The following is a 15,299-nucleotide window of genomic DNA, read 5'->3' on the forward strand; positions in this document are numbered from 1 at the left end:
TGCGCGGAAGCTATCGACTTGGCTGCCGGAAGAATTTACATATCTAATCTATTGATCGCTAAATTCAGTCACTCGAAGGGTTTTTAGCTTCGCGATGGGTTTTCAGCTTCGCTATCCTTGGCCGGACCTCGATCCGGATGACGTCGTGGCCCCGGCCCTCGCCGTTCGCCTCGACGTCACCGAGAACAGGGTCGAGGCGGCCGAGCACGCGCACCGCAAGGGACAGCTGGTGTTTGCGCTCGGCGGTGGCGTGATGTGCCGCGTTCCGAACGGACTGTGGATGGTGCCGCCGCATTGCGGCGTCTGGCTCCCCGGCGGCACCCGCCACACCAATATTGCAACCGCCAATGCGCGGATCTTCTTCGTCTTCATCGAGCCCGGTGCCGCCGACCTGCCCGACCGCTGCTGCACGCTGTCGATCTCGCCGCTGCTCCGCGAGCTCATCGTCGCGCTGTCGGATCGCATGCAGCATGACGTCGGCGATGCGACGCTGGTCGCGCAATTGCTGCTGAACGAATTGCCGCAAATGCCGATCCAGCAGCTGCATCTGCCGATCTCGGGCGAACCGCGCCTGCGACGGATCGCGGCTGATCTCGCCGACGATCCCTCCGATCGCAGCACGATGGCCCAATGGGCGGGCCGTGTGGCCATGAGCGAAAGCAGCCTCGCGCGTCTCGTCCTGAGCGAAACCGGCCTGACGTTCGGCCGCTGGCGCCAGCAGCTGCATTTGATCGTCGCGTTGCGCGAGTTGTCGGCCGGTGTGAGCGTTCAGCAGGTCTCAACCGCGCTCGGTTATGAATCCGTCACCGCGTTCATCACCATGTTCAAGAAGGCGCTCGGCAAGCCGCCGGCGAAATATCTCAGCGACATCGTGCAAGGCGGCGGTTCGGCCTTCGCGGCCTGAGGGGCTCAGGCTCGGTCCCGGCCGGCGAGGAAGGCCGCCGATCGGCGCCTACGGATCGCAAACGCGTGATTGGCACAACCGGCCGTTGCCTTCATTTGGGCATCTATGAGGAACAGGGTTCCCCGGCGGAGAGCAAAGGCGGCCGTCGCAGGGGGTGCCTGCATTGACGTATCGATCCCACAGCAGCTGGCAGGACGTGGATCTGCGCAATCTCGTTCGGGTCATCTCGGCCTGCACCCTCGGACTCTGGGCATTTGCGGCCGGCCTCCTGATCGGGACCTTCCTGTTTTCATGACTGGCTTGGCGGACCCGCCGCCCGGTCTACCCGCCGCTCAGGTGATGTGCGGCGACGAACAGGACGAGCGCGCTCAGCACCAACGCTGATGCGGCGCCGGCAACGCCGCGGGCGAGCTCGGCCTTCGAAAGATTGGACCTGGTTGCCATCACAACCTCCTGTGCGGGCGAGCTGGGCCGGTCTGCTCCGGCGATGAGGCTCGCTCTCGCTGCTCGGACCACCATCGCATCATCAGGATGAACGCATCATGAGCAAAACGAATGGCCCGTGCTGCCGGTTCCAAATTCTGACTGCAGGGTTTCGGATCGCCGGCACTGGCCGCTCGCGACAAGCACGCAAAGCCGCGCTTGAAGAAGGTTCGGAGCGCGCGAGTGTCCGCGCCTACCACTCTTCCGGACAGGGATCGACGATCTTCCAGAGATCGACGCCGTTCTTGATCTTCTTCATCTCGGTGGTGAGCCCGCCATTGCGGCGGATCCAGTCCTTCACCGTATCGGGATAATAGGACATCAGGTCCGAGGTGCCCTCGAGGCTAGTGACCTTGATGCCGAAGGTGAATGCCTTGTCGTAATAGGCTTGGTGGAAGCCGATGCTGGCCTTCGGCGTCACGCAGATCTTGTTCAGCGGCACGATGCCAAACACCAGCGTGCAGGCCGAATTGCAGATGCCGTCGATCACGACGCGCTCGCGGCGCTCGCGGATCTGCTTGTACTTGGCCTTGTACTCCTCGACATAGCCGCCATGGTCGCGCGTGATGTGCAGAACGGCCCGCGCTGGCGTGACCGCCAGAACCGAGAGCAGCAAAGCGACAAGGGGCGTGATGCGCATGGAATGTTCGAAACCGAGGGAAAGACGAGCCCGGGCGGACCTGACCGCAAGAGTCTGGCCGGACTGTGTTGGCAATCCGTTAAGCATCCGCAAAAAGGCAAAATTTGGCGCCCTGTGACCGATTTCCCGCAGCTTTTTGGCCGGATTCCGGGTTAAATGAAGCGCTAGAGGACCTTGGACCGGCTGAGCAAGCCGATTCCAGCGTGAACGCCAGGAGGCCGCCAATGACCAAGACCAAGCTTTTCGCCGCCCTCGCCGTGACCGTTTCCCTGGCCATCCCGGCCCTCACGCCGGCCGTCGCGGCCGACCTCTCGGCCACCCCGCGCCACCACCGGCATCACCACCACGCGCATTGGGGCCTGCCCTACCACATCAGCTATCTGCACAATTACGGCCCGGGCCCGGCCGCCGGCAGCTTCGCCTATTACGACGGCCCGTCGACCAACAAGTGCTACCAGGGCTCGGCCGCCTATATCGGCCAGGATCATCGCCGGCATCCCTGCTTCTGAGCTCAAAAGAAGGCTGGCGGGACGCGCGGACGCCGCGCCATCGCTGCTGGCCCCGACAGCCCAAGTCTGATAATCGACCCGCAACGCGCTCGTAGCTCAGCTGGATAGAGCATCGGATTTCGATTCCGAGGGTCGGGAGTTCGAATCTCTCCGAGCGCGCCAGCGTTTTCATCGATCGTCCAATGGTTTAGGACGAACCAATTTCGTTCTGGATGATCGTATTCGTGTTGCGAGCAAGCCCGACTCGCTGCGAGCAAAATCAAGACATTACCAACCGCCTCAAATCACTCCGCGCGACAAGGGCGCAACAGGGCGGATTGGCGTTTGTTCTGAAATGCGATGTGCGCAATGAGGAACGACCCCGACGCGGACGGCGCGTCGAGGTCGCCATTCTGTCAACTCCCGACCGGGTTGGGGGTGTAAGGGTCGGGAGCCGACAACCTACCTCCGATATCGCCGCTCGTTCCGCCCCCAAGCAACGCCATTAAGGGTTACTCCCGCCCGGCCTGCCGGAAAACGATATCCATTCGCCGCCTGTCGAGGGCTGGCCGAGCGGGCCGTTAGCAAATCAGCAAGCAGGTCGGCGCAGGCTTCTCAGAGGGACGGGACCGGTTTGGGGAACGTCTTACGGTCTCCGTTTCGGAGGAGCTGGCGTACAGGCCCTGGCGCCGGCTCCTCTTTCTTAAAATCAGTCTATGCACCGCAACGGTCACGGCGGCGAGGCAATCAACTTCGGGAAGGGCGTTTCGGGCTAGTTCAACTCGGCTGAAGGTTCCAGGTCGCCAGCCGCTGCTTGATCTGCTCGGCCTGCTCCTTCGTCAGTTTCTCAGCCAAACTGTAATCGTTCAATTGGGCCGCCCCCTTGCGTTGTCGATCGTAGACCATCCAGTCGGTGCTTCCTTTTCGAACGAGGAACCTTGGCTGTATCGATGCCGTGCAATTCATCGTGGACTCCGTCAGCAATATGAACGACCGCAATATCCTCTTAAATATAGCACTTGGTTTTCGATGCTTCTGTGAACCTGCACACACGTGGCCGAACGCCACATGTCGATATTTCGGCCGATGCCCCCTACCCGAAACCGCTTGAGATCCCGCCCGAGGTTCGCCGCGCAGGTTCACTGCTGATACGCCGAGTCCGACCCGGTCAAGCGCAATAGGACATCTGCGGGGTCAGCAAGAGGTGGGAAACATTTCGGCCATATGACCACTGCGAAAGCCGAAAAGTTTCGCGAGATCCGCACCACGCTCCTGCACAAGGACCAGCATCCGATCAACGTAGTGCGGCGCGTAGTCATCATCGTCGTCGAACCGGATTATTATCGCGCCTCGCGCAGCCCGGCATCGAGCTTTCCGCTCGCTCCGATCGTCATCGGCGCCGGCTCATGAAAACATCGAACCCGCGGATCACCGATTGATCGAACATGGTTGCGCGGATCGCGGGCGATGCAGATCGCTCCGAGGTCACAGAAGTGTGTCGCGCTCGCAACGTCACGACAGTTCCCTATGTGGATAGCCGTGTTTGGACTTCACTGGGTAGCGCATTTGCCTTCTACTTATATCGGACCTTCGGCGGCGATTTTTTTGCCAAGGCGTTCATTTGAAATCGGGGTCCAGGAGGCCGCTGTTCAGCGGCCGGCGGCCTCCTTCGTTATTTGAGATACATCGATTTGCAATGACATCTTCCGACGCCGAGCTGCGTCAATCGGACTGCCATTAAGTCGTGGGGACAAAATGATTGAAGAACGCAAACCTTACGTGGCATTTGGAGTAGACCCGGCCGGCGTCGCCCGCGCAACGTATGAACTTCGTTGCAATGACGACGAGGAGGCAAAGCGCCGAGCTGAGAGTTTTTTGGACGAGCACGAATTCGTCGAGTTGTGGATCGACTACAAGAGGATCGCTCGTCTGAAACGAAGCTAGGACGAGCGCAGACGCGGCATCAAACTCCAAACGAACGCCTCGTTTGAACTGCCATGCGTTGGACGGCGCAAGTGTATTTGCCCTGAGCAAATTGCTGACCGCCTGCGCAGGGCACTATGACAACGCCGCATGATCACGGAGGCCGTCAGCGTCTGACTGTCGTGCTCGCTTCAGCAAGGCGCCGTTTCTCGACCCTGGAGAAGCTGCTTGGCCGTTCGCGAAGTTCAACGGTTGAAGTCACCGGTCGGACTGGTTGCGCAGAACGAGCAGCAGTAGAAGCTGGCCCGCTCCGATGCCGGCGATGCCTCCTGCAACCTTGAAGAATGCGTCGGCCAGGTGGCCGTGCCGGTCAGGGGTTAGCAATTGCATTGCTTCGAGCGTTAACGCACTGAAAACGACCAAGAGCACGATCGGCATGGCGCGCCGGGGATAGCCGACCACAAAGGCCAATGCCATCACCGCGAATGCGACGAAATGCTCGACGTGCGGATCATCAGCAAACGAGGGGCGGTCCTGGATCGGCGACAGTGTGGCGAACGCAATAAAGGCCAGCGCTAGCCAGCCAATGACCATTCCGAACGTCCTGATCCTTGATGCAAGCAAGCAACGATTTCCAAGTCGTGGTGTCTTAGATGCACCGTCGCTGAATTAGCCCATCGCGCGCGTCAGCGACAGGCGGGATCGGCGCAATACCGGGGTGGCCCACAAGGACTAATCCCGATGGTGCTTTCCGTAGACCCACCGTAAGTCGAAATTCCAACTTCGCGGTGCGCAGCAAGCGCTACGATGAACAACGAGGGGGCGGCACCTCACCTTGAAAGGCAGCGAGGCCGTTATGGAGCGCTTATACCTGGGCATCACCGTTACAAGCACATACGTCTTGGTCACGATTGCGCTGATGGTGGCTTTCATGCACTGACCGGCAGAAAGGTTTGACACGATTTGGTCTGTCGCGAGCCACAACAGCTTTCACCGCTCACGCGCGACCGACGACGAAAGCCAAGGTCCCTGTCTCTCTCTGGCATGCCCATTCCCCGAAAGCCGATCGAGGTCCCGCCGGAGGTCGTCCGCCAGTTTAGTGCCGACATGCAGGCTTACCACGCCGGGCAGGACGACATCCAACGAGATCGGATCACAGTTGGCACCCGACATATGCTGCTGCGGCACGTTGTCGGCACCAGGTTGCGGTTGAGCAAGGTCAGACTTTTTTGAGTTGATGCGATGAAAACTGTCTGGATCTACACGGACGCAGCGAAAAAGGTCGGCGACGAGAACCATATCAAGGTCTTCGCAACGATCGAGGTCGCTGAAAAATGGCTAGAGGAAAACGACCCTGAGGGCATAGCATTTGAGTACGACGTCCTGGAGTGACAATGGCAAAGGACTTCTTGCTGTCATTGCAATTGCCGCATTGGCTCATGATCGCCGGAGCAGTGTTAGCGGTCGTCGGGGGCATAGGACTCTTGATCCGCCGCAAGCAAGCCCATGCCGGCGTGGCTCGTGCGCGGTCGACCCGACCACCGGAATAGACCTGCATCTCCCCGGCCGCGAAGATCCGCGGCGCTGGACTTGGCTGGTTTCCTGCCGTGCCCGGCGACCTGGAACCGGGCCGATTAACGCTCCCGCTTAACGCTGCTTGCGCTTGGGCTTTCCTTCCTATTGACGCTATCGGGAGCCGAGGTGATAGGCTACCGCTATTTCCGGCGGCCATTTTGAATGCGCGATCTATTTGGACTGACTCAGCTTTTGCTGACGGTTTTGATCTTCGTACCTTTCGAGCGACTGTTCGCCGCGAGGCCTCAGAAGATTTTCAGACGTGGCCTGCTGACCGACATGGCCTTCCTGTTCATCAACGCCGGGCTGGTGCTGGCCGGTGTGATCGCCATCATGACGGCGGCCATTCTGGTCAATCAATCGGTCCTGCCTGCGGCAGTGACGCAGACGATCGGCCATCTTCCGTATCTGGCTCAAGTGCCCCTTGTGATCCTGATCGCCGACCTCGGCGTCTACTGGACGCACCGCATCCTGCACGTCGTGCCCGCGATGTGGCAGATCCATTCCGTTCACCACGCGGTCGAGGAACTGGATTGGCTCGCTGCGATTCACCAGCACCCGCTCGACGTGATGTTCATGAAGGCCGGCGCGCTGTTTCCGCTTTACGCGCTCGGTTTCTCTACGGAAGCGATCGCGACCTATCTGCTCGTCTACTACTGGCAGGCCTGGCTGGTTCATGCCAATGTCCGCCTGAACTATGGACCGCTGCGGCACGTCCTGGTGTCGCCGGAATTTCATCACTGGCACCACAGCAGCGACACGGCAGCGAGAGACAAGAACTTCGCCGGGCTGTTCTCGTTCTACGACGTGCTGTTCGGGAGCGCCTACCTTCCGAAGGGGCAGCATCCGAACGCGTTTGGCGTCGATCATCCAATGCCCTCCAGCTACCTGGCGCTGCTGGCCTACCCGTTTGTCGCGTGGACCGCGAAGCGCAAGCGCGACGATCCGTCAGCCACCCAACCTCTGTCGAACGGTGGAAAGCCTGCACAGCCGCGCCAAAGCGCGCCGCTGAGCTAGCCGCGCAAGCTCTTCTCGCCGAACCAGCGCCGGCAGGCGCGGCTGAAGCTCGTCGCGTCGGTGTAGCCCAGCGCGGCCGCCATCTCGTCGCGCGACCGTGTATCGGCAGTGAGCATTGTCCGGGCGCGCTCCCGCAGCACGGCGTCGAGCAACGGCCGGAAGGCGCAGCCCGCCTCCGCCAGCCGCCGCACCAGCGTCCGCCGCGAGGTGCCGACGAGGCGCGCGGCTTCTTCCTCGCCGAGGCGCTGCGGCAGCCGCGCCGCAATCAGGCTCTCGACGATCCGCGCCAGCGCCGCGGTGTCGGAGCGCGGCTTCTCGATTTCCTCGAGCGCTTCGATCGCCTTGGCGTGCAATTCCGGATCGGCAAACGGCGAAGGCCGCGCGCATAGCTGCTTCGGCACATCGAAGATGAAGGCGGCGGCGTTGAACTTCACCGCGCAGGAATAATGCTGCATCAGCCGCTCCGCGCCCGCAGGCGGCGGCCAGGGAAACTGCAAGGTCGCCTGGTCGATCGCATCCTCGAGCAGCTGCGCATAGACCGCGTGCACGTTGAGGCTGACCGCCAGCGCCACGGCGCGCCACAGCGCGCCGTCCATGGCCACCGCAGGCGAGATTTCAATCTGGATCGAGCGCGGCGTGGTGTGCAGCCGGTTGCGGATGAAGGGCGCGCGGGTCGACCCGAAGCGCGCGCCGGTGTTGAGCGCATCCGCGATGGTCGGCGCCGTCCTGGTCGCGACGTCGAGCGCGCCTTGCAGCGATGTCGACCAGACCGCCGCGGCCGACAGCGGCCACAGCTCGCCATGCCGGCGGGTGATGTTGGCGGCGAGGATCACCAGCGACGACACCGGCATGTGGGCGCCGGGCTGGTCGAGCACGTCCTGCTGGATTGCGGTGCCCTGCAGCAGCTCGTCGCGCTCGCCGCGCGTCTTGCCAAACGCCCGCACCAGCGCCCGCGCATAGCTCACGGACACCGGCGTGCGAAGGGCATCGGCCTCCGATCCCTGCATTGCCTTGGCGCCCTCCCTCGCGAACGTCCAGCCGCTTGGCGCAAAATGCCACAAAATTGGCCTGTTGGAAACTGGCGGCGCAGGCCCGCCTCGCAATGCCGCTGGCGAAACCATCACCTACCAGGACGGCAAGCGCTATCTATGGATGCTCTCGTTCATCCCGCCGCTGATCCCGCTGTTGTCCTACTGGTGGTTTCTGCAGACGCACAATCCGCTGGTGACGCTGATTCCGTTCGTCTTCATCTTCATCCTGATCCCGCTGCTCGATGTCGTCTTCGGCGAAGACACCCACAATCCGCCGGCGGAAGTGGTCGCGGCGATGGAGGCCGATCCCTATTATCTGCGGCTTGCGCGCATCACCGTGGTGTTCCCCTGGATCAACTACGTCGCCCTGATCGCGTTCTTCGGCACCCAGCAGCTGCCGTGGTGGTCCTATGTCGCTTTGCTGCTCGGCGTTGGCACCATCAATGGCGGCGCGCTGTTGATCGGGCACGAGCTCGGCCACAAGGCTGACCGGCTCAACATCTTGTTCGGCATGCTCGCCAACTGCGCGGTGGGTTACGCCCATTTCCGCGTCGAGCATAATCGCGGCCATCACACCTGGGTCGCGACCCCCGAGGATCCCGCCAGCGCGCGGTTCGGTGAATCGATCTATACGTTTGCCACCCGCGAGCTGCCGGGCGCGTTCAAGCGCGGCTGGCGCAATGAGGCCGAGCGGCTGACCCGGCGCGGCGAGCCGGTCTGGTCAGTCAACAACGAGATCCTGCAGGGCTTTGCGCTGACGCTCGTCGTCGCGGCCATTCTGATCGCACTGTTCGGCTGGAAGGTCGCGCCGTTCATCGTCGCGCACCATTTCCTCGGCTGGTACGCGCTGACCCAGGCCAATTATGTCGAGCACTACGGATTGCTGCGCGAGAAGCTGCCGAACGGCCGCTACCAGGCGGTCGAGCCGCGCCACTCCTGGAACACCAACCACATCGTCTCGAACCTGATGACGTTCCACCTGCAACGTCATTCCGATCACCACGCCAACCCGATGCGCCCCTACCAGTCGCTGCGCGATTTCGACGACATTCCGCGGCTGCCGAACGGCTACACCGGCATGTTCGGCCTTGCTGCGATCCCGCCGCTCTGGTTCCGCGTGATGGATCCGAAGACACTGGCGTGGGCCGGCGGCGACAAGAGCAAGCTCAATCTCGGCGACCGGCCGGCGAATGCGTGATAGCAGGTGTCGCCCGGCCTGCGAGCAGGTCGGGCGATCGTCGTCAATACGCGCGATGCGCGGTCATCGCGAGACGTAGCCTGCCGCGAGCGGCTTGAAGCGATAGATCAGATACGGGGCCTTGTTCTCGCCCTTGCCGCCGTGGAACATCCCGGCCGCAGAGATTTGCGACGCCGATACGTACATGTAGCCGTCCGAGGACGCCGTGATCCCGTCGGGCCACACCATCTCGGCATCGCTCAGATAGGTACGGTACTTGCGATCGGTGCCGACGACGCCCACCGACTTGCTCTCGACCGCGGTGAGATAGAGATTGCCGGCATAGTCGATCGAGAGCCCGCCATTGTTGGGCTTGTCGGAATAGCGCTCGACCTTGGCGCTGAGCTCGGCCGGCGTCAGCTTCTCGTCATTCAGGTCGGCGACGCGCACGCGGTAGATCGAGCGGCCGCTGAGCGGCGCGAAATAGACCCATTCCGACCTCACATCCATGGTGATGCCATCGCAGCCGACCTTGATGATGGACGGCTTGCCGTCCTTGCCCGAGACGGTGAGATCCTTGCCGTCCACGGTGATCGGCAGGTCTTCGGGAATCGTGGAGCGGTCGCCGTCAAGCACGCGCCTGGCGCGTCCGGTATCCATGTCGATGACAATGATCGCGGCATGCGATCCGTCGCCGCCGGGGCCGATATTCTCGTCGGCGATATAGAACTTGCGATGCTTCTGGTCGATCACGATGTCCTGCGGCTGTGAGCCCGGCCGCGTGACCGGATCGGGCATGTAGTAGATGCGCTCGAGCTTGTCGCTGCGGGTATTCCATCCGACCAGCTTGGGTGTGATGTTGGTGCGGAATCCCATGTCGATGATCCACACCACGCCATTCTCGTCCGACCTGAGCCCGAGCACATTGTCGAGATACTGGTCGGTGCCTTTCCGCGGCGTATTCCACTCCGCGCTTGGAAATGGCTGTGATGTCGTCGGCGACGTCAGCTTGGCGACCCTGATCTCGGGACTGAAGAACGGGTGATGGCTGAAGATGAGCTGGTTATCCGGCGTGATGGCGATGTTGCCGACCGACTCGGGCAACCGCGCCACGATCTCGGCACGAACCGCCTCGTCCGCATGCGCGCTTGGTAGCATCACGTTCGCCGTCATCGCGGCGATCAACAAAATCCCTCGCTTCACGCGGGTCCCCTCCCTGTTATCGTTGATATGTCCTGCGCGCCGTGCCCGCCTTGATCGGCAAGGTTCGGCTTTGCGGGATCGACGTTGCGCGCTAATTTGAACGCTGACAATTACGCACAGGAATGTCCGGTAGTATCAGGGAGTGAACCATGAAAGAGCTTGATGCGAAGAGCTATGACTGTGCGGTCGGCTGCCCGGTCGAGGCGACGCTCGACCTGATCGACGGCAAGTGGAAAGCCGTGATCCTCTATCATCTGCTCGGCGACACCATCCGCTTCAACGAACTCGGGCGGCGGCTGTCGCGGATTTCGCAACGCATGCTGACGCGACAGCTTCGCGAGCTCGAAACCGCTGATCTGATCCACCGCGAGATCTATCCGGAGGTGCCGCTGCGCGTCGAATATTCGCTGACGCCGCTCGGGCGCTCGCTCGAGCCGGTCATCCGGTCACTGTGGGTCTGGGGCAATTCGTACCTGGAGACGCGCCGCCCCTCGCCGCGTGCAGTCAACGGTGCGTCTGCTTCGGCACCGCGCGCCAGCTAGGGCAACAGCTCAGGCTTGCCGCCGCTTCATTGCGCCGATGCCGAGGAACGATCCGTTGACGGACGGATACTGGCTGATGAATTCGAACGTATCGAAGCCAGGTGCCTCGAACTCCTTCAGCGCCTTCCAGAGCAACGTCGTATCCGGACAGGCCTGCGAGTGGATGTCATGATGCACGATGATGCTGGCGTGAGAGCGCACCAGCAGGTGATCCTGCAGCGCACCGCGCAGGCTGTGATCGCCGTCGATGAAAACGAAGTCGGGCCTCAGCCGATCGACATGGGCGGCGACCAGCGGTGAGGTCGAAAAGTCCTGTATGTAGACCGGCTCGATGGACGCCTGCTCCTGCAGCAGATCGAAATAGGTCGAGATGAAGGGCGTCGGCGCGATCGGATCGAGTGCGATCACGGTCTTGAGGTCGGCGCCGCTGTGCCTCAGCCACTCGGTAACCAGAATGAACATGCCGCCCCAGCGGCAGCCGATTTCCATGTAGGAGGAAATGCCGGACGCGTTGCGCGCAAGCCAGGCCAGATACGGCGCGAGCTGGCTCGGATACTGCCAGAGGTGGAGGCCCCTGCCGAAATACGGCGCAAGCTCCGGCGGCTGCTCACGCAGAAGCTCATCGTTGAGACCAAGCGCAGGGATGAATTCCCTTTCGAGGAATTCCACGTCCAGCCGCTGAGCCGAGGTCAATGCCGCGATGGTGCCGATCACCTCACGAACGAACGGCGCAAGATCAGCGAAACGCTGGTACCGGTCGGCTGGAGCAAACTGGGCGTTAAGCATCGGCGCAATCACACGGACGGCTGGAGGGAGACACGGAGACCCCGGTCGTCGCGCCTCCGATGATTGAACGGATGGGACATCCGTCTCGGGCGCAGAATCTTGCAGCCGGCCTCGAATAGTCCGGCTGGCACGAACCCTTGCTGCGCTGCCCTCACCCGCTCGGGATCTTCCGGCGCACCGCCTCCGTGCCAGCATCGGTAACGCGATATCGGCGCCCCATCTCTGGGACGATCCATCCCTTCTCGATCATTCCGGCAATGGTGCTGGGGCCGACGCCTGCAGGAAACGAACGGCGATTGCGGATCGCGTCGATTGCGACCCTTTCGAGATGGGTGGCGACATGTGACGGGCGGGCGCGAAACGCCTTGGCCATAATGAGGACCGACAGCACCTCGGCGCGGCGGCGCACGGCCGATGCGCTGCGGGTCAGTTCGTTGCTGATCTCGAGAGCGTTCTTGCCGGCCCTGGCGAGTTCTCTGAGCTTCTCGTCCTCGTCAGAGCTCCAGCGCCGCACGATCCCCATCTGGCCCTCACCGCCTGGATACCCATCTCAAACCGATGCATACGCAGGCGGCGCTGATTTGCCATGTGACTTTCGACACCTCTTGATGTGACGTTGGAGACTGTCGCCATCAAGAAGGCCGATTGCGGTGCCGCTCGATGCGGCACTCAGAGCATGATCCGATTGAATCGCTTTAGTGCTTGCTGGGTTCAAGCGTGATGAGCACGCCGGTCGGTTCGGGCTCGTGCGGCCGCAGCGACGTCAGCTCCGGATCGCTCCACTCGGCAAGGCTAACCACCTCACCGGTCTGCCCCGACATGTCGGAGCTCTGGGCGGGTTCGAGGACCTTGAGCCCCGTGGTGTCGACGAAGAATGTGTGCTCGCCGAACACGCTGTTCAGCTGCGCCACCGCCGGATGATCATCCGGAAGCACCTGCGCGTTCAGTTGCGTCATGGTCTGCTTGACTTGCGTGGAATTGAGCTTCATCCGCTGTTCCTTCTTTGTTGGTTCCGGCCTTGGATGTTTCCCTGGCTGGTTCCTCCCCGCCCGCACCCCTCGCCGGAGGCTTCGAAGTCTCGAACCGATCAGGCCACGAAACGTTCCGCACGCGCGACGCATTGACCGCGTGCGCGTGGGTTCCAGATCCATCGCTGTGTGTATGTGGCCGACGCGAGGCGCAACGGCTCGCTACGTGGCAGAAGGCTTCTTCCTCGCGAGCCCTTCCAGATGCACGCGGCGGGCGGCGGATTTGCGTGCGCGCGCCCTGGTGCGGCAGACCCGGCAGCGCACGGCCTTGGTGAACACGTCGCCCTTGGCAGTCTCGTACCACCATTTCTGCTGCAACGGCGTCCAGACCTCGGCAACGCCGCAATCCTTGCAGACGAACGGCTCGGGCCGATAGGTTCCGCGTTCGACGAAATCAGGAATCGAATAGCTGTTCGTGGGTGCGAGCTGGCTCGTGACCACCGGAACCTCGTCGCGCGCCAGCGCGATCTTGTAGTCGCGCAGGCGCAGCCGTTCGGCGGCGCGTTGAGCCAGCGTGCGACGCCATTCCTCAGCCTTGTGCTGCTTGGCTTCGATCTCGCCGCGCGTCTGCTTGCTGCGCTTCACGCCCACACCATCCGTCTTGCAACCGTATCGACGAATTTGCCGCCCGGCGGTCCGGCCATATCAGGACGACGTCATTGATACGCCCAGTTCGGGGCAGGCTTGCCATGGTAGCCGCAGCATTGCCGGGCGGCCAGATCGATCCGGGCAGAGGTTATGTCCGCTGCTGCTCCGCCGGCCGCATGTGGATCAGCGCATCGAGAACCAGGACAAGGACGGGGCGCTGCTCGTCGTTGACGAGCTCGGTCTTGAAGATCACGACGGCGTCGCGCCGCTCCGGCCTGATGGTGATCTTCTGGATCCGGGATTGCCCGGTCAGCGTGGCGCCCGGGCGGACAGGGCTCGGCAAACGGATCTCGAAGCTCCGCCCGACGATGCCCGCCACCTTGGTCCAGATCGCCTCCACGACGAGCCGCTGATAGATCGCGATGGTGTTGAAGCCGCTTGCGATCAGGCCGCCGAACGGGCCCGCCGAGGCCGCGACGGGATCGGTATGGATCGGCACCGGATCATATTTTCCTGCGAACTCCAGGATTTCGGCTTCGCCGATGGTGTAGGTGCCGAGCTGGAATGTCTGGCCCTCGGTGAGATCTTCCGCATACAGCATCGCCCGCCTCCGTGTGTCGCGCGACGATAGACCAATGCTGCGGGCGTTCCATTACCTCAGGGGTCATGAACTTCGCGCACGGGACATCCGGGCACGAGACGCGCGCGGCACCCGCCGCTCGCGTCTCGCAGCAGGCATCCCGCGCTATTGCAGCCGGGCCGCCCTCGCCTTTGCCGCCTTCACGGTGTTCTCCATCAGGCAGGCGATCGTCATCGGGCCGACGCCGCGCGGCACCGGCGTGATCGCGCCGGCGACCTGCACCGCCTCGTCAAAGAAGACGTCGCCGCAGACCGCGTAGCCGCCCTCCGGCTTCTCGACGCGCGTGGTGCCGACGTCGATGACGATGGCCTGCGGCTTGATCCAGTCGCCGCGCACGAGGCCCGCCTTCCCCACCGCGCTGACCAGGATGTCGGCCTGGCGGCAGATCTTGCTGATGCCACGGGTGTGGATGTGGGTCTGCGTCACGGTCGCCTGCTCCTGCAGCAGCAGCGCGGCCATCGGCTTGCCGACGATATTGGAGCTGCCGATCACCACGGCATGAGCGCCGGTGAGATCCGGCCGGATCGACTTGATCAGCCTGAGGCAGCCGAGCGGCGTGCACGGCACCAAGGCATCGTCGCCGTGAAACAGCCGGCCTGCGTTCAGGGCGTGCAGGCCGTCGACATCCTTCGCGGGATCGACCGCCGCCATCACGCGCAAGGCGTCGATATGCGCCGGCAGCGGCAGCTGAATCAGGATGCCGTCGATATCATCGCGCGCGTTGAGCGCATCGATCCTGGCCAGCAGATCGGTTTCGCTGGCGTCATCCGGCAGGCGTTCGACCTCGCCGCGCAGGCCAAGCCGCCCGGCCATTCTGACCTTGCTCTGCACGTAGATCTGGCTCGCCGGGTCATCGCCCACCAGCACGACCGTGAGCCCGGGCGCGCGGGGCAGCCGGTCCAGTTCGCTCGCAACCTTGTCGATGACAATTTGGGCATGTGCATGCCCATCAAGAATGTTCGCCGTCATGGCACCTCCGTTTCGAAGCGGTGCCCAGGCGCGCGGCGTTCAGTCTCTGCGCTCCCCGATGGTGGTCCATCCAAGCGCCAGTCGCGCAGATGGCGCCGTCATAGCCGCCCGGCCCGGCAAACGCAAATCACGCCCGCTTGCGGCCGAACCGGCGACGAATTGCCCCTGCTTTGCCGGTGGATCGGTGCCGGGCAGGCCCCCTCCGGGGGTAGGATTCGGGCAGAACTTGCGATAAGCCTCGGCGCTTGCCGGGCTTTTCCGATCCCCGGCGCCATCCTTCCGGTCATCACGCCACTTCGGATATT

At 62.8% G+C, this 15,299-nt stretch carries 20 protein-coding genes, 1 tRNA gene and 1 riboswitch; of the genes, 9 read left to right on the forward strand and 12 right to left on the reverse strand.

From position 1 onward, the window contains the following. Positions 1 to 94 precede the first annotated feature (94 nt). Positions 95 to 904: a helix-turn-helix transcriptional regulator gene (locus ACE103_RS24330; protein WP_375775182.1), complete on the forward strand. Its 810-nt coding sequence runs from the start codon at positions 95 to 97 to the stop codon at positions 902 to 904. 321 nt (positions 905 to 1,225) lie between these two features. On the opposite strand, the gene ACE103_RS24335 is transcribed toward ACE103_RS24330, so the two are convergent. Together ACE103_RS24335 and ACE103_RS24340 are read right to left on the reverse strand one after the other, a co-directional pair. Next, positions 1,226 to 1,348 carry a hypothetical protein gene (locus tag ACE103_RS24335; RefSeq protein ID WP_256459054.1) on the reverse strand — a complete coding sequence of 41 codons (123 nt, stop codon included), beginning with the start codon at positions 1,346 to 1,348 and terminating at the stop codon, positions 1,226 to 1,228. Positions 1,349 to 1,580: 232 nt separating this feature from the next. After that, positions 1,581 to 2,027 carry a hypothetical protein gene (locus ACE103_RS24340; RefSeq protein ID WP_223967421.1) on the reverse strand — a complete coding sequence of 149 codons (447 nt, stop codon included), beginning with the start codon at positions 2,025 to 2,027 and terminating at the stop codon, positions 1,581 to 1,583. Between the two features lie 224 nt (positions 2,028 to 2,251). Here ACE103_RS24340 and ACE103_RS24345 point away from each other — a divergent pair, with 224 nt between their 5' ends. Both ACE103_RS24345 and ACE103_RS24350 read left to right on the forward strand, forming a co-directional pair. Further along, positions 2,252 to 2,536: a hypothetical protein gene (locus ACE103_RS24345; RefSeq protein WP_375775183.1), complete on the forward strand. Its 285-nt coding sequence runs from the start codon at positions 2,252 to 2,254 to the stop codon at positions 2,534 to 2,536. A gap of 85 nt (positions 2,537 to 2,621) precedes the next feature. Beyond that, a tRNA-Arg gene (locus tag ACE103_RS24350) sits at positions 2,622 to 2,698 on the forward strand. 594 nt (positions 2,699 to 3,292) lie between these two features. Here the strand turns inward: ACE103_RS24350 and ACE103_RS24355 are convergent. Then, the gene (locus ACE103_RS24355) at positions 3,293 to 3,481 is read right to left on the reverse strand and encodes a hypothetical protein (RefSeq protein ID WP_375775184.1); all 189 of its coding nucleotides are present in this window, start codon (positions 3,479 to 3,481) and stop codon (positions 3,293 to 3,295) included. Between the two features lie 258 nt (positions 3,482 to 3,739). Here ACE103_RS24355 and ACE103_RS24360 point away from each other — a divergent pair, with 258 nt between their 5' ends. Further along, positions 3,740 to 3,925, forward strand: coding sequence for a hypothetical protein (locus tag ACE103_RS24360; RefSeq protein WP_375775185.1), 186 nt, complete (start codon positions 3,740 to 3,742; stop codon positions 3,923 to 3,925). Between the two features lie 345 nt (positions 3,926 to 4,270). Beyond that, the gene (locus ACE103_RS24365; RefSeq protein WP_375775186.1) at positions 4,271 to 4,459 is read left to right on the forward strand and encodes a hypothetical protein; all 189 of its coding nucleotides are present in this window, start codon (positions 4,271 to 4,273) and stop codon (positions 4,457 to 4,459) included. 237 nt (positions 4,460 to 4,696) lie between these two features. Here the strand turns inward: ACE103_RS24365 and ACE103_RS24370 are convergent, their stop codons facing one another. Continuing rightward, positions 4,697 to 5,032, reverse strand: coding sequence for a VanZ family protein (locus ACE103_RS24370; protein ID WP_375775187.1), 336 nt, complete (start codon positions 5,030 to 5,032; stop codon positions 4,697 to 4,699). A gap of 648 nt (positions 5,033 to 5,680) precedes the next feature. On the opposite strand from ACE103_RS24370, the gene ACE103_RS24375 reads away from it, so the two are divergent. Both ACE103_RS24375 and ACE103_RS24380 read left to right on the forward strand, forming a co-directional pair. Next, complete coding sequence (locus ACE103_RS24375) at positions 5,681 to 5,830, forward strand: hypothetical protein (protein WP_223967418.1); 150 nt, start codon at positions 5,681 to 5,683, stop codon at positions 5,828 to 5,830. A gap of 345 nt (positions 5,831 to 6,175) precedes the next feature. Continuing rightward, positions 6,176 to 7,030 carry a sterol desaturase family protein gene (locus ACE103_RS24380; protein ID WP_375775188.1) on the forward strand — a complete coding sequence of 285 codons (855 nt, stop codon included), beginning with the start codon at positions 6,176 to 6,178 and terminating at the stop codon, positions 7,028 to 7,030. Here the strand turns inward: ACE103_RS24380 and ACE103_RS24385 are convergent. Next, entirely contained in the window at positions 7,027 to 8,037 is a 1,011-nt protein-coding gene (locus ACE103_RS24385) for a helix-turn-helix domain-containing protein (RefSeq protein WP_375775189.1), read from the reverse strand. The two genes, ACE103_RS24380 and ACE103_RS24385, sit on opposite strands and share 4 nt — an antisense overlap. A gap of 64 nt (positions 8,038 to 8,101) precedes the next feature. On the opposite strand from ACE103_RS24385, the gene ACE103_RS24390 reads away from it, so the two are divergent. After that, positions 8,102 to 9,259, forward strand: a complete 1,158-nt coding sequence (locus ACE103_RS24390) for an alkane 1-monooxygenase (protein WP_375775190.1) — start codon at positions 8,102 to 8,104, stop codon at positions 9,257 to 9,259. A 63-nt stretch (positions 9,260 to 9,322) separates the two neighbouring features. On the opposite strand, the gene ACE103_RS24395 is transcribed toward ACE103_RS24390, so the two are convergent. Continuing rightward, on the reverse strand, positions 9,323 to 10,441 hold the full coding sequence (locus ACE103_RS24395) for an L-dopachrome tautomerase-related protein (protein ID WP_375775191.1): 1,119 nt from the start codon (positions 10,439 to 10,441) through the stop codon (positions 9,323 to 9,325). Between the two features lie 149 nt (positions 10,442 to 10,590). Here ACE103_RS24395 and ACE103_RS24400 point away from each other — a divergent pair, with 149 nt between their 5' ends. Next, complete coding sequence (locus ACE103_RS24400) at positions 10,591 to 10,983, forward strand: winged helix-turn-helix transcriptional regulator (RefSeq protein ID WP_375775192.1); 393 nt, start codon at positions 10,591 to 10,593, stop codon at positions 10,981 to 10,983. A 9-nt stretch (positions 10,984 to 10,992) separates the two neighbouring features. Here ACE103_RS24400 and ACE103_RS24405 read toward each other — a convergent pair whose 3' ends face one another. The 6 genes from ACE103_RS24405 to ACE103_RS24430 form a co-directional block, all read right to left on the reverse strand. After that, a complete protein-coding gene (locus ACE103_RS24405) occupies positions 10,993 to 11,769 on the reverse strand; it encodes a hypothetical protein (protein WP_375775193.1) in 777 nt (258 codons plus the stop codon). Positions 11,770 to 11,920: 151 nt separating this feature from the next. Beyond that, the gene (locus tag ACE103_RS24410; protein WP_375775194.1) at positions 11,921 to 12,292 is read right to left on the reverse strand and encodes a hypothetical protein; all 372 of its coding nucleotides are present in this window, start codon (positions 12,290 to 12,292) and stop codon (positions 11,921 to 11,923) included. A gap of 172 nt (positions 12,293 to 12,464) precedes the next feature. Then, positions 12,465 to 12,758 carry a hypothetical protein gene (locus ACE103_RS24415; RefSeq protein WP_375775195.1) on the reverse strand — a complete coding sequence of 98 codons (294 nt, stop codon included), beginning with the start codon at positions 12,756 to 12,758 and terminating at the stop codon, positions 12,465 to 12,467. Between the two features lie 201 nt (positions 12,759 to 12,959). Then, the gene (locus ACE103_RS24420) at positions 12,960 to 13,382 is read right to left on the reverse strand and encodes a zinc-ribbon domain containing protein (protein ID WP_375775196.1); all 423 of its coding nucleotides are present in this window, start codon (positions 13,380 to 13,382) and stop codon (positions 12,960 to 12,962) included. A 151-nt stretch (positions 13,383 to 13,533) separates the two neighbouring features. Further along, a complete protein-coding gene (locus ACE103_RS24425) occupies positions 13,534 to 13,986 on the reverse strand; it encodes a MaoC/PaaZ C-terminal domain-containing protein (protein WP_375775197.1) in 453 nt (150 codons plus the stop codon). Between the two features lie 144 nt (positions 13,987 to 14,130). After that, positions 14,131 to 14,994 carry a bifunctional 5,10-methylenetetrahydrofolate dehydrogenase/5,10-methenyltetrahydrofolate cyclohydrolase gene (locus tag ACE103_RS24430; RefSeq protein ID WP_375775198.1) on the reverse strand — a complete coding sequence of 288 codons (864 nt, stop codon included), beginning with the start codon at positions 14,992 to 14,994 and terminating at the stop codon, positions 14,131 to 14,133. A 15-nt stretch (positions 14,995 to 15,009) separates the two neighbouring features. Continuing rightward, a riboswitch (ZMP/ZTP riboswitch) is annotated at positions 15,010 to 15,089 on the reverse strand. Between the last annotated feature and the right edge of the window lie 210 nt (positions 15,090 to 15,299).

This window comes from Bradyrhizobium sp. ma5, assembly GCF_042258955.1.
Classification (GTDB): domain Bacteria; phylum Pseudomonadota; class Alphaproteobacteria; order Rhizobiales; family Xanthobacteraceae; genus Bradyrhizobium.

Coding starts and splice junctions, on each gene's coding strand:
- ACE103_RS24385 (WP_375775189.1), bottom strand. CDS start 8,037: ATGCAGGGATCGGAGGCCGATGCCCTTCGCACGCCGGTGTCCGTGAGC.
- ACE103_RS24380 (WP_375775188.1), top strand. CDS start 6,176: ATGCGCGATCTATTTGGACTGACTCAGCTTTTGCTGACGGTTTTGATC.
- ACE103_RS24360 (WP_375775185.1), top strand. CDS start 3,740: ATGACCACTGCGAAAGCCGAAAAGTTTCGCGAGATCCGCACCACGCTC.
- ACE103_RS24345 (WP_375775183.1), top strand. CDS start 2,252: ATGACCAAGACCAAGCTTTTCGCCGCCCTCGCCGTGACCGTTTCCCTG.
- ACE103_RS24370 (WP_375775187.1), bottom strand. CDS start 5,032: ATGGTCATTGGCTGGCTAGCGCTGGCCTTTATTGCGTTCGCCACACTG.
- ACE103_RS24330 (WP_375775182.1), top strand. CDS start 95: ATGGGTTTTCAGCTTCGCTATCCTTGGCCGGACCTCGATCCGGATGAC.
- ACE103_RS24340 (WP_223967421.1), bottom strand. CDS start 2,027: ATGCGCATCACGCCCCTTGTCGCTTTGCTGCTCTCGGTTCTGGCGGTC.
- ACE103_RS24430 (WP_375775198.1), bottom strand. CDS start 14,994: ATGACGGCGAACATTCTTGATGGGCATGCACATGCCCAAATTGTCATC.
- ACE103_RS24410 (WP_375775194.1), bottom strand. CDS start 12,292: ATGGGGATCGTGCGGCGCTGGAGCTCTGACGAGGACGAGAAGCTCAGA.
- ACE103_RS24375 (WP_223967418.1), top strand. CDS start 5,681: ATGAAAACTGTCTGGATCTACACGGACGCAGCGAAAAAGGTCGGCGAC.
- ACE103_RS24365 (WP_375775186.1), top strand. CDS start 4,271: ATGATTGAAGAACGCAAACCTTACGTGGCATTTGGAGTAGACCCGGCC.
- ACE103_RS24335 (WP_256459054.1), bottom strand. CDS start 1,348: ATGGCAACCAGGTCCAATCTTTCGAAGGCCGAGCTCGCCCGCGGCGTT.
- ACE103_RS24425 (WP_375775197.1), bottom strand. CDS start 13,986: ATGCTGTATGCGGAAGATCTCACCGAGGGCCAGACATTCCAGCTCGGC.
- ACE103_RS24400 (WP_375775192.1), top strand. CDS start 10,591: ATGAAAGAGCTTGATGCGAAGAGCTATGACTGTGCGGTCGGCTGCCCG.
- ACE103_RS24405 (WP_375775193.1), bottom strand. CDS start 11,769: ATGCTTAACGCCCAGTTTGCTCCAGCCGACCGGTACCAGCGTTTCGCT.
- ACE103_RS24355 (WP_375775184.1), bottom strand. CDS start 3,481: ATGAATTGCACGGCATCGATACAGCCAAGGTTCCTCGTTCGAAAAGGA.
- ACE103_RS24415 (WP_375775195.1), bottom strand. CDS start 12,758: ATGAAGCTCAATTCCACGCAAGTCAAGCAGACCATGACGCAACTGAAC.